A 15,125-nucleotide genomic window follows, 5' to 3' on the forward strand; every position below is an offset into this window, starting at 1 on the left:
GCCAAATTTAAAGAAGCCATAGATTTACCTATCACACAATGTAACAAAGCCCAGCCGTTGTTACTAGCAGGTTCAACTATTATATATGATAAGAAGGTACGCCTTGGTAAAGAGCTTACATTTGTAACTAATCTCATGTGTTATAGTTCAGAAGAAATAGAATGGCTTTATAAAAAACGTTGGGATATAGAACTATTTTTTAAGTGGATTAAACAACATTGTAAAATCAAAACCCTTATGGGACATAGTGAAAATGCTGTAAGGATTCAAATGATAACAGGTATAATAACTTATTTATTACTTCGATTAACCCTTGAAAAGGTTGAAAAACATGTAACCAAGATTCAATGCTATAAAACAGCATTATTTAGTAGTTCCTAAAACATGGAAAAATAAATAGCAATCTAAGTAATTATACCCTTAGTGCATCTAACTTTACTGGATAAATATAGAAATTATCTATTTAAGTCTGTAAAGCATATTTTAGAAGTATAGGTCAATGGAAATTTTAGTTAGTAACTAAACATTAGTGAAAAGCCATATATAAATGGTGAGAAGACACCCGTTAAACTTGCTAAACTTCAAAGCAATTTAGAAAACTTACCTGAGCCAATGAAAAATGTATGCAACATGCTAAGAGCAGATTTTGAGAAAAATCGAGTAGCTATTAATGAAACACTTACTGATGGACAAGAATTACCTTACCTTGGTGGCATAATCGTTATTCATATGCCAGGGCATACACCAGGACATATTTGCTTATATGTTAAACAGTATAAGTTGTTTATTGCAGGCGATATTTTATGTGTGTATGAGGGCAGACTTTGTGAACAAGCTGAAAGGGTTAATGATGATAGTAAGGCATATAAGAAGTCTATGGAGAAGTTAATGGGGTATGATATTGAAACGGTTATTTGTTACCATGGAGGGATATGGTGTGAGGATGTAAATAAACACATAACAGAAATATTAGGTGAGTTATAATAAAAATTAATATATAAAAACCTACTTTTAAAATAGTAAACTTTGCATAATTAAGGCGAAACTAGTATTCTAAAGGTAGGTTTTTTTATTATGCATATTATAAGGAGGATATAGATTATGCAAATGAATTTTTATATGCCAACTAAAGTTATTATGGCAGATAATTGTGTGATAAATCATAGTGAGGAATTTAGTAAATTAGGTACTAAGGCTATGCTTGTTACGGGTAAATCATCAGCTAAAAAGAATGGGGCTCAGGATGATGTAATAGCTGCATTAACAGCTCAAAATATGGAGTATGTAGTATTTGATAAAGTTATGAGTAATCCAACAATTGCTTGTGCTTATGAAGGGGCAGCTTTTGCTAAAGCGAATAATGTAGATTTGATTATTGCTATTGGTGGAGGTTCTCCTATGGATGCAGCTAAAGCAATAAGTTTACTAGCTGCTCAGGAGATTAAGGAAGAAGATTTATTTAGCGGAAACTATGGGAAAGAGGTCATTCCTATGATTCATATCCCAACTACAGCTGGAACAGGTTCAGAGGTAACACCATATTCTATTTTAACCAATGATGCCAAACAAACTAAGACAAGCATTGCTGCACCTATTTTATTCCCTGAAGTGGCTTTATGTGATCCTAAATATATGATGCATTTAGGGATGGCAACAACGATTAATACAGCTATTGATGCTTTATCTCATGCGGTAGAAGGAATGCTTTCTGTAAAGGCTACAGCAGTAACGGATGTAATGGCTATTGAAAGTATTAAGAAGATTAGTGCTTGTCATGAAGCGCTTAAAAAGAGAGAGTTATCATTAGAAGATAGAGGAAACTTATTATATGCATCTACACTTGCAGGTATGGTTATTTCTCATACAGGAACTACAGCAGTTCATTCTATGGGATATTCATTAACTTACTTCAAAGATATCGATCATGGTAGAGCTAATGGTTTATTATTAGCAGGTTTCTTAAGAGTGGTAGAAAAAGAAATTCCAGAACGTACTAGCCGTATATTAGAAGCTATGGGACTTAAAACTGTAGACGAATTAAAAGTTTGGCTTGAAGAATTATTAGGTGAAAAAGAAAATATCACAGCAGAAGATATTGCAAAATATTCACCAATTGCAATCCAAGCTAAAAATATTATGAACTGCCCAGTGAGGGTAAATGAAGCACAAATTACTGAGATTTACAAGGAATCATTTGGTATTTAAGTCAGAAAAACCGTCATCTTACGTTAATCCTATTGAAAAACTATACAAAAGATATTTATACTATTTAGTAAAATATTTAAACTTTTGTATAGGAGGGGTTTTATGCAGACTCAAGCTAAAAGGTTGGACATAATCAATATATTGAGATTGATAGGTGCCTATCTGATTATTGTCATTCACACTTGTGCTTTTCCTTATATGACTATGGGGATAGTCATTAATAAGTATAAACTTAATGAAAAGGTAAAACATCCATATATTATACTTGCTATTGCACTTATTCTTCATGCTATTGAAGGGTATATGTTTTCCATCCTATGATTATTATGCTTTTACAGCATCTTACGAATTGGTTTGAATACAATGTTGAAATCGGTAACTACGCTAGAGCAGAAAAAAGAGAATGCAGGGACTATGGCTGTCAAAAATATTTAGATAGAGAAGATTTAAATAAATCTCCACTCTAAATAGTGTGTTGAGCTATTTAAAGTGGAGATTTTATTATATATAATTGAATTTTAAAATTATTTAGAAAATTTATTTTAAAATTTAAAGAAATGATATATAATTAAGTATCTTACAAAAAAGTATTTTATTGGAGGTATTAAAATGAAAAAGAATTTAAGAAAATGGCTAGGTTTAGGCGTAGCTACTTTAATGGCATTTTCAGTAGTTGGTTGTGGCTCTGGAGCAGCTACTACTAATAGTGGGGCAGCATCAGATCATACAGCAGAAGCAAATACTGCTAAAGATGGGGCAAAGAAGATTGGTGTAGCTATGCCAACTAAAGACTTACAACGTTGGGTACAAGATGGAGAAAATATGGAGAAGGAATTAGAAGCTGCTGGATACGAAGTAGATTTACAATATGCTAACAATGATATTGCAACTCAAGTTTCACAAATCGAAAATATGATTGCAAGCAATTGTGACATTTTAGTTATTGCATCTATTGATGGTAAATCACTTGGCACAGCTTTAAGTGGTGCAAAAGATGCAGGAATTCCAGTTATTGCGTATGATAGATTAATCATGGAAACTGATGCAGTATCTTATTATGCAACATTTGATAATGAATTAGTTGGTACATTACAAGGTGAATACATAGAAAATGCTTTAGACCTTAAAAATGTAGCAGGCCCATTTAATATTGAGTTATTTACAGGTTCTTCTGATGATAACAACTGTAACTTCTTCTTTGGTGGGGCTATGAAAGTATTACAACCATATATTGATGAAGGCAAACTTGTTGTTAAATCAGGTTCTACAACTTTAGCAGAATGTGCAACTCCTAGCTGGTCTACAGAAGAAGCTCAAAAACGTATGGAAAATATTATTTCAGCCTATTATTCTGATGGTACCAAATTAGATGCTGTACTTTCTTCAAATGACTCAGTTGCTAATGGTATTACAAATGCTTTAGTTGCATCTTATAATGGGGACTTCCCAATCTTAACAGGTCAAGACTGTGATATTACATCTGTTAAAAACATTCTTGCAGGTAAACAATCAATGTCTATCTTCAAAGATACACGTACACTTGCTTCTCAAGTTGTAAAAATGGTAACAGCCATTGTAAATGGTGAAGAAGTACCAGTTAATGACACAACAACTTATGATAATGGTACAGGAATCATTCCTTCTTACTTATGTGAGCCAGTATTTGCAGATGCAAATAACTACAAAGAGTTATTAGTAGACTCAGGTTATTATACAGAAGATCAATTACAATAATTCATAATCTAGTATGTAGCAAAATAATGGATTACAAAGGGTGTTACAAGATGTATTCATTTTGTAGTGCCCTTTCAATATAGGGAGGGATTCATTTGGCAAAAGTCATTTTGGAAATGAAACAGATTACAAAGACATTCCCTGGTGTAAAAGCTCTAGATAACGTTAACTTAAAAGTGGAGAAAGGAGAAATACATGCTTTAGTAGGTGAAAATGGGGCAGGTAAATCTACTTTAATGAATGTGTTAAGTGGTATTTATAACTATGGTAGTTATGAGGGCGATATTATTTTTGAAGGGAAAGTGTGTCAGTTCAAAACTATAAAAGACAGTGAAAATAAAGGCATTGTTATTATTCATCAAGAGTTGGCGTTAGTACCATATATGACTATTGGTGAGAATATGTTTTTAGGGAATGAACAGGGTAAGAAGTTTGCTTTAGATTGGCAGGAGACTTATGCGAAAGCGGATCAATTATTGAAAGTTGTAGGACTTAAAGAATCTTCTAGAACTTTAATCAAGGATATAGGAGTAGGAAAACAACAGCTCGTAGAGATTGCAAAAGCTTTGGCCAAGAAGGTTAAACTGCTCATATTAGACGAGCCTACAGCTTCCTTAAATGAATCAGATTCAAAAGTACTATTAGATTTACTTTTACAATTTAAAAAAGAAGGCATAACCTCTATTATCATTTCTCACAAACTAAATGAGATTGCCTATGTAGCAGATAAAATCACTGTTATTCGAGATGGTTCAACCATTGAGACTTTAGACAAAAAAACAGATGATATTAGTGAAGAACACATTATCAAAGGCATGGTAGGTAGAGATTTAAGTAATCGTTTCCCAAGCCGTAGCACTAAGCCAAGTAAGGAAATTGGTTTAGAGGTTAAGGATTGGAACGTATATCATCCAATTTATACAGAACGTAAAGTTGTAGATAATGTAAGCTTAAATGTTAAAAAAGGTGAAATAGTTGGTATTTCCGGATTAATGGGAGCAGGTAGAACAGAGCTTGCGATGAGTTTATTTGGTAGAAGTTATGGCAGCAACATTAGTGGTCAAATCAAAATTAATGGGAAAGAAGTACAGCTTAAAACAGTTAAACAGGCTATTGAAAATAAATTAGCTTATGTAACAGAAGATAGAAAGGGCAACGGTTTGGTACTTTCTAACCCTATTTATATTAACACCACTATGGCTAAGATGGACAAAGTCAGTAAGGCTGGCGTTATTGATAAAGCACTTGAAATAAAGGTTGCTAATGAATACAGAGAGAAACTTAAGACGAAATGTCCAAGTGTTTTGCAAAGCGTAGGGAACTTAAGTGGAGGAAATCAGCAAAAGGTTCTCTTAAGTAAATGGATGTTTGCAGAACCTGATGTCCTTATATTAGATGAGCCTACAAGGGGAATAGATGTAGGGGCTAAATATGAAATTTATTGCATTATCAATGATTTAGTAGCCGCAGGCAAATCTGTGATTATGATTTCTTCAGAATTACCAGAAGTACTAGGCATGTGTGATCGTATTTACGTTATGAATGAAGGAAAAATGGTAGGGGAGTTAAGTCATGAAGAAGCTACCCAAGAAAAGATTATGGCACAGATTTTAAAATCAGGGAGAGGGGAATAGAAAATGGATATGAAGCAAGTCTTAAAGAAAAATACGATGGTAATCGCACTACTTTTAGTAGCCCTTTTCTTCACATGGCAAACGAGTGGGGCATTATTATCAGCTCAAAATATTACCAACCTTATTGCACAAAATAGTTACGTTGTAATATTAGCAGTTGGTATGTTACTTTGTATTTTAACTGGTGGTAACATCGACTTATCAGTAGGGTCTATCGTGTGTTTAATCGGTGCTATTGCCGGTAAGATGATTGTTGAATTTAAAATGAATTTAGTTGTGGCCATCGTATTTTGTATATTAACAGGATTACTCATTGGATCATGGCAAGCATTCTGGATCGCGTATGTACGTATCCCACCTTTCATTGTAACACTTGCGGGGATGCTTCTTTGGAGAGGGGTGGCGCTTCTTGTACTTAAAGGACTTACAATTTCACCATTCCCAGATAATTATTTAGTATTATTTAATAGTTACATAGGTGCACCACAATTAGCGCTTATAATGGGAATTGTGATTACTATTTTATTTGTAGCCTTTAAAGTATTTAGTCGTCAGACTAAGAAGAAGAAAGGCTATGAACAAGAAAACTTAGCTGTAGAAATTAGTAGAACAGCTATTATATCAATTGTAATCATTGCATTAGGTTACAAGCTTTCTTTATACAAAGGTATTCCTATAATCTTAGTTTTACTTGCAATCATTGTAGCATTATATAGCTACTATACTTCTAAAACTGTACCAGGACGTTATTATTATGCTATTGGTGGCAATGAGAAAGCAGCTAAATTAAGTGGTATTAATACAAACAAAGTTTATTTCAAAGCTTACTTAAATATGGCCTTCTTATCAGCAGTAGCAGCCCTTGTATGTGTGGCACGTTTTAATTCTTCAGCACCAACGGCTGGAACTAACTATGAAATGGATGCAATCGCAGCATGTTTCATTGGTGGTGCTTCTGCTTATGGTGGAATAGGAACAGTACCTGGAGTTGTTATTGGTGCAATTTTTATGGGTGTCCTTAATAATGGTATGTCTATTATGGGGATAGATGCTAACTGGCAAAAGGCTGTAAAAGGTTTAGTTTTATTAGCAGCAGTAGTATTTGATGTTATGTCGAAGAAAAAAGATAAATAGGATAAATTGCAATTCTAAGACCTTTGTATTAATATAAAAAAAGATTATAAAAACTACATTTGGAGACGAGGCTATGAAAAATCTTAAAGGATTACTTGGGATTGCATTATTAGGGATAGTATTAATAAATGGATGTGGCAATAGCAAAATTAATAGATTACCTCACAATGCAGTATCGATTGAAAAAAGTATATTTGTAAATAAAAACGATTTCAGTGATGAATATGCATCTGTTATATATAATGGCAGAGAATATGTTTTTTATGGAGTACAAAGTAAGAGCATGAAGGAAAATGTCATTCGTGAATGTTTTGGTTATGATGCCAAAGATAAGAATGTGAGATATTATTCTTTGATTGACACAGAGGATTATATTGCAGATTATTGTGTGAATGGTGAGATGATGCAATTTGGTTTTTATAGAGCAGTAGATACCATTGGCAAAACAATATATACACCAGCATATATAAGTGGTTTGGAGTATGAAATATGGAAGTAAAGAAAAACACCAATTTAGTTAGATGATTTAAGTTGGTGTTTTTTGTTATTACGTAATCTAAAGTTATAACTAGTATTATGGTCTAATATGTACTGTTTAAAACCATAAGTAGATAAGGTAAAGTAATGAGGTAACATTTAATTAAGGGTCATAGATATAGGAAAAGCAGCTGTAAATTTACTAAAGGGATATCTAAATTAGGAGGAGAGAGAATGAGTCAAAAGATATTATTTAATGAAGATTGGCTTTTTACAAAACAGCCTTTAGATACAACATTACAAGAGGTAAGTGCATTAGAGTGTGTGTTTAAACCAGTGATGATTCCTCATGATTGGCTGATTTATGATGTACATAATTTATATGAAAATAGTACAGGCTGGTATAAAAAACGTTGTATTACAAAAAAGAGAAGGCGCTAAATACTTCATTCGTTTTGATGGGGTATATATGGATAGCACGGTTTATGTGAATGATATCAAAATCGGTGAATGGAAATATGGTTATTCAGCTTTTGAAATGGATTTGACCGAGGTACTTCAAAATGGGGAAAATGAAATTAAGGTTAGTGTACGTCATGAAAGCCCAAATAGTAGATGGTACAGTGGAGCAGGGATATTTAGAGATGTATGGTTTAAAGAAGTAGAAAGTACATATCTTGTGTCAGATGGCATTTACATTACAGCTACGCCAACAGATGAAGCGTTAAATGATGAAACAATATGGCAAGTAGAAGTAGATGCAGAAGTGATTTGCAAAGAAGCAGCTACATTAAGTTATGAAATCATCCATAAAGACTTAGGTGAAAGATTTGTATTAAGTCAAGAGGGCATAAGCATTGCACCAGCAGAAGAGATACAAAATGTGACGGCTACTTTTTATGTAAGAGGGCCTAGGTTATGGGACTTAGAAAATCCAAACTGCTATCGTTTACACGCATACCTTAAAAAAGATGATGAAATGCTTCAAGAAGAAGTAGTTCAATTTGGCTTTAGAGTAATGGAATATAAGAGAGAAAGTGGCTTCCACCTTAATCATAAGCATGTGAAATTAAATGGGGTATGTGAACATCATGATTTAGGCTGTTTAGGTGCGGCTTATAATGAGGCAGCTATGCGTAGGAAGTTTGATAATTTAAGAGCTATGGGCGTTAATGCTGTACGTACTTCTCATAATATGCCAGCAGAAAATATGATGTATTTAGCAGATGAATTAGGTTTCTTAATATTAGCAGAAGGCTTTGATATGTGGGAACGTTCTAAGACCACTTATGATTATGCAAGATTTTTTGATGACTGGTATAAAAAAGATGTAGCCAGCTGGATACGCCGTGATAGAAACCATCCAAGCATCATTATGTGGAGCATAGGAAATGAGATTTATGATACCCATGAAGGGGTTAGGGGACAAGAGGTAACAAGAATGTTACTTACAGAAGTTACCAAACATGATCCTAAAAAGCATGCGCCTGTAACAATTGGTTCCAACTATATGGCATGGGAAAACGCCCAAAAATGTGCAGATATCGTAAAGATGGCAGGATATAACTATGGTGAGAAATATTATGATGCCCATCATGAGAAATATAAAGATTGGATTACTTATGGTAGTGAGACAGCTTCTGTATTACAAAGTCGTGGTATTTATCATTTTCCACTGGCTCAATCCATTTTAGTAGATGAAGATCAGCAGTGTTCAGCATTAGGAAACTGCGCTGCTATTTGGGGTGCTAAAAACCATGAATTCTGTATTACACATGAGCGAGACACCCATTATTCTTGCGGACAATTTTTATGGAGTGGGCATGATTATATTGGCGAACCAACACCTTATCAAACCAAGAGCTGTTATTTTGGTCAAATAGATACAGCAGGTTTCCCTAAAGATTCCTTCTATATTTATCAAGCAGAATGGACAGATTACAAAAAGTCGCCTATGGTACACCTCTTACCTTATTGGGACTTTAATGAAGGGGAATTAATAGATATTCGTATCTGCTCAAATGCGCCAAAAATAGAGTTGTTTTTAAATGGCATAAGCCAAGGTACATATGAAATTGACCATGCCCATGGTAAAGAGTTATTAGGCAACTGGCAAATTCCTTATACAAAAGGGGAAATAGAAGCAGTAGCTTATGATGAAAACGGCAACATCATTGCAAGAGATTGCCATAAGTCATTTACAGAGCCTGCCCAAATCATTATGAAACCTGGTAAAACAGAGATTCTTGCAGATGGAAAAGATTTGGTTTTCATTGAAATTACTATGTTAGATAAAGACAATAACCCAGTAGAAAATGCCAACAACCGCGTAGCAATAGAAGTCAGCGAAGGCGGTATGCTCATGGGTCTAGATAATGGAGATAGCACAGATTACGATTCTTACAAAGGTAGCAGCAAACGCTTATTTTCAGGCAAACTTCTAGCCGTAGTTGCAGTGAATAAAAGCTATCAAGGTCAAAAAGTAACGATTAAGGCAAGTTCAATTGGCTTACCAGATACAACTGTCGACTTACAAGTTTTGGGGACAGGTCTACAAAACTCGAAATGCGATGAAGGTATGGGGACAGGTCTACAAAACTCAAAAAGCAACACAAGTAAGTGGGGAGAGGTGCCTATTAGGAAGATTGAGATTATAAGCCTTAGTGGTACGGTACTTAATGAGGAGTTAAGAGAGGTAGAGCTTACAGCGAAAATTTGGCCTGAGAATGCGACTTATGATGAACTTACATGGCAGGTAGTGGATGATGCGGTGATTCCATCTCATTTAGCAGTTATTGAGCCGATGCCATTAGAAGAAGGCGAAAAGGGTAGCAATCAAAAAGTGGCTAAAGTAAAACTTAAAGCATTAGGTGATGGGAATGTTCGTGTAAGATGTTTAGCGAAGAATGGAAAGGAAGTTGGTTGTCTCATTTCACAATTAACTTTCACCATTACAGGTATTGGGACGACTTACCGCAATCCATATGAGTTTATTAGTGGGGGCACACATGATTTTACAGAAGGTAACGTAGCAAGTGGCAAAGAAAAAGGATTTGCTACAGCTTTGGAAGAACAAACAATTATAGGATTTAATAATATTGATTTTGGCAGTTATGGTAGTGATGAAATCACCATGCCTATTTTTGTCTTTGATGACAGGGCTTATGATATTGAAATTTGGGAAGGTATGCCTTATGAAATAGGAAGTACAAAGGTCGCACAAGTTGTTTATCAGAAGCCATGTATTTGGGATGTGTATCAAGAAGACACTTACAAATTAAATAAACGTCTCAAAGGCATTAGCAGCATTTATTTCGTATTTAATGATAGAGCGCATGTAAAAGGCTTTAGTTTTAAAGCTTATAATCGTGCATTAGAACAGTTAAATGCCAATGAATGTGACTGCATTTATGGGGATCAATTTAAGGTAACAGAAGATGCTGTAAATGAAATCGGAAATAATGTAACCATTGCCTTTGATAAGATGGACTTTGGTGAAGAAGGGGTAAGTAAACTTACCATTTGTGGACACTCACCTATTGATAAAAACTCTATTCACTTACGTTCAGATAATGGAGAAGAAAAACAATTACTTGAATTTTTATATAGTGAAGGAGATGTTGTGAGAACCTATGAAATTAAGAAATTAGTAGGTGTTCAAGATGTTGCGTTTGTATTTCTTCCAGGCAGTAACTTTAACTTTAAGTGGTTCAAATTTGAGGCATAAATAGTTTAAATGATAACTATAAGTAGGCCAATATTTTAAATACGCATTTGTTTTTTGCAAAGTTGAATAAAGGCATATAAGGCTGAAGAAACCCATTTATTTTTGTGATAAAGGACTTGTGAGATAATCTCAAAGTCTGGGCCACACCAATTAAGGGGGAGCAGTGCACCATTTTTTAGTTCTTCTTGTACCGCAACTTTAGGGAGGAGACATATGCCAAGGCCGCTCATTGTAAAGAGTTTAATGGCATGAATACTGCCGGATTCTAATGTAATATGCGGTGTAACGCCTGCATCTTTTAAAATCCGTTCAAAGGATGCACGATAGCTACAGCCGATTTCAGTTAATATAAGGGATTCTCCTTCTAAATCTTGAGGGAGAATCATTTCTTTTTGTAATAAAGGATGGCCTGGATAAGCTAGGAGCAACATAGGTTCATCGGATTCAATTTCAGAGATAAATTTACTACTTTCTATTTTGGCGCCTAATGAAAAGGCCACATCTATAAGATTATCATTTAAAAAGTGTCTAAAGTCAGTGCAGCTTCCAAACTTTAAGGAAATTTCAACTTCCGGATAAAGCTGGCGATATTCCTTGATGATTTCAGGTAAGCGGATTACGCACAGGGATTCGGCAACACCTATGGTAAGTAAGCCCTTTGGGGTGGTTTCTTCACCAATATTATTTTTAATATCCGTTGAAAGTCTCAGCATTTGTCTGGCATAAGGAATGAGTTTCTTGCTTCATGAGTGAGAAATATATTTTTGCCCATACGTTCAAAGAGTTTAACGCCTAGTTCATCTTCAAGTAATTTGATTTGTGTAGTAACAGAAGATTGGGCATAGCTAAGTTCTTCTGCGGCTTTAGTGAAACTTTGGAGTTTGCTGATTGTCAAAAAGGTAGTTAGTTGTTTTAAGTCCATTTCAAAACCTCCTATCAAAAAAATTGAATGAAACTATCTATATTATCAATTTTACTAATATTTAGTTTTAGTATATGATAAATAAAAAGAAGATTCAGTTAATTTTCAAAGGGGGATAAACATATGAAATGAAAATATCAAGTAGGTATTATTGGTGCAACGGGATGGTAGGACAACGTTTTCTATTACTTTTAGAAAATCATCCTTGGGTTGAAGTAAAAGTTGTAGCAGCTAGTAAAAGATCAGCAGGACAAAGTTATGAGGAAGCCGTAGAAGGAAGGTGGAAAATGACAAGCCCTATTCCAGAAAGATATAAAAAGATGATGATAGAAGATGGAGAAGATGTGGCAGTTATAAGTAAACAAGTAGATTTCGTATTTTGTGCTATTTCTTTAGATAAGGAGATAAGGCGAAGACAAAAGCCTTAGAAGAAGCATATGCCAAAGCAGAAGTACCAGTCATCTCAAATAACTCAGCTAATCGTTATGAAAAAGATGTACCAATGTTCATCCCTGAAATCCAAGATAATGTCATTCCTTTTATTCCAGGTGAAGAACAAAAAAAGCGAACAAGAATCTCTCAAGATTTGGGGACAGGTCTTTAATAGTCAAATTGTAAATGCGGCAGCGCCCATTATTACAACACAGTGTATTAGGGTGCCAGTAGCGGATGGACATTTAGCTGCTGTGTATGTCAGCTTTAAGAAAAAGCCTTCAAAAGAAGAGGTTTTAGAAGCGATTGTAAAATATGAGGTAGACCCATTCGCAAAGAATTTACCAAGTGAACCAAAGCAATTTTTACGTTATATGGAAGAGGAAAATAGACCACAGACCAAGTTAGATCGAGACTTTGAAAATGGTATGGGTATTACAGTTGGTAGATTAAGAGAAGATACATTATTTGATTATAAGTTTGTTTGTTTATCTCATAACACATTAAGAGGAGCAGCAGGTTATTTTAATAGTTTTAATAGTTTTAATAAATAAAGCTCTTATTTTTGGATATAATGTCTAAAAATAAGAGCTTTATTTGTTGAAAAAATTTTAAATAAATTATAAATAATCAATATATTAAGAAAATAATAAATGATATAATAAAGTGTGAAAATAGATTATTTAAAAGGGAGATAAAATCTATGGAAAATACTAAATATGTATTAGTTATGTCGGAAAATCATAATTTACTGATGTCACATTTAAATACTATTAAATATTTAAATGACTTAAGAAAAAAATTAAGCATAAAAATGGTTGCTTGTATAATGAGTAACACTGAGAAAAATATTGAATATGCAAATTATTTTGACGAAATTAAGGAATGCAATACATGCTTTAGTAGTAATAATGAAGATTATATTGAACTAGTTAAAAATGCAGAAGTGGTATTTGCTGTAGAAAGTCCAAATGCTATTAATAAAGTAAAGGGAATTGGGCATGAACAAATATTGTATGTAGAAAATGGACAATACTTCAGTTATCAAAAAGGTGAAGAGCATGTAGAGAAATATGATGATGAATTGGCACAAAAAATAGCATATGATATTGCAATAGCAGTGTTAGGAGAAAAAAGAAAGTTAGCAGATAATGCTTTTATAGGTACATATTATATTGGCAAAGAAGAGTTAGAAAATGTAACACAAATAATAGAGTCTAGATCATTATTTAGATATGATGGACCAAATGTACAACATTTTACAGATAAATTAGAAGAAGAAATTCAAGATAAATTTAATGTAAAGTATGCATTAGCATGTACTAATGGTGCAGCAGCTCTGAAATTAGCATGTATAGCAAATGGGATAGGTGATGGAGATGAAGTAATAATGAGTCCATTCACATTTGTAGCTACAGCAGCAAGTGTTTTAGCCTGTGGTGGAATTCCCGTATTTGCTGAGTTTGATAAATCAATGAATATAGACGCAGAAAGTATAGAAGCATTGATTACTGAAAAAACAAGAGCAATAATATGTGTTCATCTTCAAGGCCAAGCTTGTGATATGGAAAAGATAATGAATATAGCAAAAAAACATTCTCTCGTTGTAATTGAAGATGCAGCACAAGCATTAGGCGCAAAATATGGAGATAAGTATTGCGGATGCATAGGGGACTGTGGTGCATTTAGCTTACAAGCTGGAAAAACCATTACTTGTGGAGAAGGGGGAGTATTTGTAACTAATGATTATGATATATATATAAAAGCTAAAATGTATCATGATAATGGTGGATTTAGAGTAGGTTGTCAGTATCCAACATGGATGAACCAAAAGACTTGTTTTGGTGAAAACTTTAAATTAACAGAGTTACAAAGTGCAGTAGCATTAGCACAATTTAAAAAACTTGATGATATTGTTAAACGCCAAAAATATGTATCTAGTATGGTTGAAGAATATATATGCTCAAGCAATTTTTACAAATTAAGAAAAAAACCAGTTAAATGTGATAATGTTCCTTTCAGTGTATGTGTTATTTTTGAGTCAAAAGAATTAAATGAACTCTTCATGAACTTCATGCAAAAGAGGGGAATTCCATTTAGAAGATATTGTAGTAATTTAATATATGATTTTGATACTTTCTCTAATAAACAAGGATGGCATGAATCTAATTATCCATATAACTTAACAGAGAGAACATATGAGAAATCTGAATGTGCAGAAAACATAATTGCATGTGCAGCTTGGATGAATTTATCAGCATTTTTAAATGATGAAGATATTCAATATGTTATAAGAATGATGGAAGTGTTTAAACAAATATGGGAAATAAAAAATAAATTTATGTAAAGATAAAAAACGAAAGGAATGATATAAAATGTGTAAAATCTTTTTAGCTTGCCCAATATCGAAATATTTAAATGGAGAAGATTTTACTAATTATAGATTTAAACAATTTATAATTAGTATCTATGAATTATGTAAGAAGTATAGTGATGATGTTTTCTTTGCATTAGACAGAGAAAAATTTGGAAAAGAAAGAATGCAAGATGATGTCTGTACACCATTAGATTTTGTAGGAATGAAAGACACTGACCTCGTAATAGCTATTCCAGAAGATTCTATGGGAGTTGCTGTTGAACTTGGCTGGGCTAGTGCATTAGGTAAAGAAATAATATTAATTCTTGATCAAGAATATAAATATTCACCATTAGTAAAAGCATTAGGAACAGTAACACCATGTGAGATTATCGAATTACCAGAAGAAGATAAATATAATTTAGCACAAAATGAAATTTTAACTATTTTAGGTCAAAAAATTGCTGATAGAGTAGCGGATGTAAAGCAAGCATAGGAAGTAAG

The 15,125-nt window shown here is 33.5% G+C and carries 14 protein-coding genes and 1 pseudogene; 13 read left to right on the forward strand and 2 right to left on the reverse strand.

Annotation, left to right across the window (positions count from 1 at the left end; all coding sequences use genetic code 11):
• From JCM14822_RS12025 to JCM14822_RS12065, 10 genes are all read left to right on the forward strand, one after another.
• The coding region (locus tag JCM14822_RS12025) for a transposase (RefSeq protein ID WP_157047736.1) at positions 1–381 on the forward strand (381 nt) is incomplete at its 5' end.
• Positions 382–543: 162 nt separating this feature from the next.
• Positions 544–984, forward strand: a complete 441-nt coding sequence (locus tag JCM14822_RS12030) for an MBL fold metallo-hydrolase (RefSeq protein ID WP_330377511.1) — start codon at positions 544–546, stop codon at positions 982–984.
• A 117-nt stretch (positions 985–1,101) separates the two neighbouring features.
• Entirely contained in the window at positions 1,102–2,205 is a 1,104-nt protein-coding gene (locus JCM14822_RS12035) for an iron-containing alcohol dehydrogenase family protein (protein WP_054742634.1), read from the forward strand.
• Between the two features lie 102 nt (positions 2,206–2,307).
• Positions 2,308–2,526: a hypothetical protein gene (locus tag JCM14822_RS12040; RefSeq protein WP_054742635.1), complete on the forward strand. Its 219-nt coding sequence runs from the start codon at positions 2,308–2,310 to the stop codon at positions 2,524–2,526.
• A 288-nt stretch (positions 2,527–2,814) separates the two neighbouring features.
• The gene (gene chvE, locus JCM14822_RS12045) at positions 2,815–3,939 is read left to right on the forward strand and encodes a multiple monosaccharide ABC transporter substrate-binding protein (protein WP_054742636.1); all 1,125 of its coding nucleotides are present in this window, start codon (positions 2,815–2,817) and stop codon (positions 3,937–3,939) included.
• Positions 3,940–4,034: 95 nt separating this feature from the next.
• Positions 4,035–5,573 (forward strand): multiple monosaccharide ABC transporter ATP-binding protein, encoded by a 1,539-nt coding sequence (gene mmsA, locus JCM14822_RS12050; RefSeq protein WP_054742637.1) that lies wholly within the window; start codon positions 4,035–4,037, stop codon positions 5,571–5,573.
• 3 nt (positions 5,574–5,576) lie between these two features.
• On the forward strand, positions 5,577–6,707 hold the full coding sequence (gene mmsB, locus JCM14822_RS12055; RefSeq protein WP_054742638.1) for a multiple monosaccharide ABC transporter permease: 1,131 nt from the start codon (positions 5,577–5,579) through the stop codon (positions 6,705–6,707).
• 73 nt (positions 6,708–6,780) lie between these two features.
• Positions 6,781–7,206, forward strand: coding sequence for a hypothetical protein (locus JCM14822_RS12060; protein ID WP_054742639.1), 426 nt, complete (start codon positions 6,781–6,783; stop codon positions 7,204–7,206).
• Positions 7,207–7,418: 212 nt separating this feature from the next.
• A complete protein-coding gene (locus tag JCM14822_RS21945; protein WP_242861498.1) occupies positions 7,419–7,625 on the forward strand; it encodes a hypothetical protein in 207 nt (68 codons plus the stop codon).
• Entirely contained in the window at positions 7,567–10,911 is a 3,345-nt protein-coding gene (locus JCM14822_RS12065) for a glycoside hydrolase family 2 TIM barrel-domain containing protein (protein WP_242861499.1), read from the forward strand. Before JCM14822_RS21945 ends, JCM14822_RS12065 begins: the two co-directional genes overlap by 59 nt.
• Positions 10,912–10,946: 35 nt before the next feature.
• Here the strand turns inward: JCM14822_RS12065 and JCM14822_RS12070 are convergent, their stop codons facing one another.
• Together JCM14822_RS12070 and JCM14822_RS23950 are read right to left on the reverse strand one after the other, a co-directional pair.
• Positions 10,947–11,624, reverse strand: coding sequence for a substrate-binding domain-containing protein (locus JCM14822_RS12070; protein WP_330377507.1), 678 nt, complete (start codon positions 11,622–11,624; stop codon positions 10,947–10,949).
• Positions 11,618–11,833, reverse strand: coding sequence for a LysR family transcriptional regulator (locus JCM14822_RS23950; RefSeq protein ID WP_330377508.1), 216 nt, complete (start codon positions 11,831–11,833; stop codon positions 11,618–11,620). The genes JCM14822_RS12070 and JCM14822_RS23950 overlap by 7 nt, the downstream gene beginning before the upstream one ends.
• A gap of 147 nt (positions 11,834–11,980) precedes the next feature.
• On the opposite strand from JCM14822_RS23950, the pseudogene JCM14822_RS24560 reads away from it, so the two are divergent.
• The 3 genes and pseudogenes from JCM14822_RS24560 to JCM14822_RS12085 all read left to right on the forward strand — a co-directional run bounded on the left by JCM14822_RS24560 (position 11,981) and on the right by JCM14822_RS12085 (position 15,117).
• Positions 11,981–12,819: pseudogene (locus JCM14822_RS24560) on the forward strand (Asd/ArgC dimerization domain-containing protein).
• A 149-nt stretch (positions 12,820–12,968) separates the two neighbouring features.
• Complete coding sequence (locus tag JCM14822_RS12080; RefSeq protein ID WP_054742640.1) at positions 12,969–14,612, forward strand: DegT/DnrJ/EryC1/StrS family aminotransferase; 1,644 nt, start codon at positions 12,969–12,971, stop codon at positions 14,610–14,612.
• Positions 14,613–14,640: 28 nt separating this feature from the next.
• On the forward strand, positions 14,641–15,117 hold the full coding sequence (locus tag JCM14822_RS12085; protein ID WP_054742641.1) for a nucleoside 2-deoxyribosyltransferase: 477 nt from the start codon (positions 14,641–14,643) through the stop codon (positions 15,115–15,117).
• Positions 15,118–15,125 lie beyond the last annotated feature (8 nt).

This window comes from Cellulosilyticum ruminicola JCM 14822, assembly GCF_001311925.1.
GTDB lineage: Bacteria > Bacillota > Clostridia > Lachnospirales > Cellulosilyticaceae > Cellulosilyticum > Cellulosilyticum ruminicola.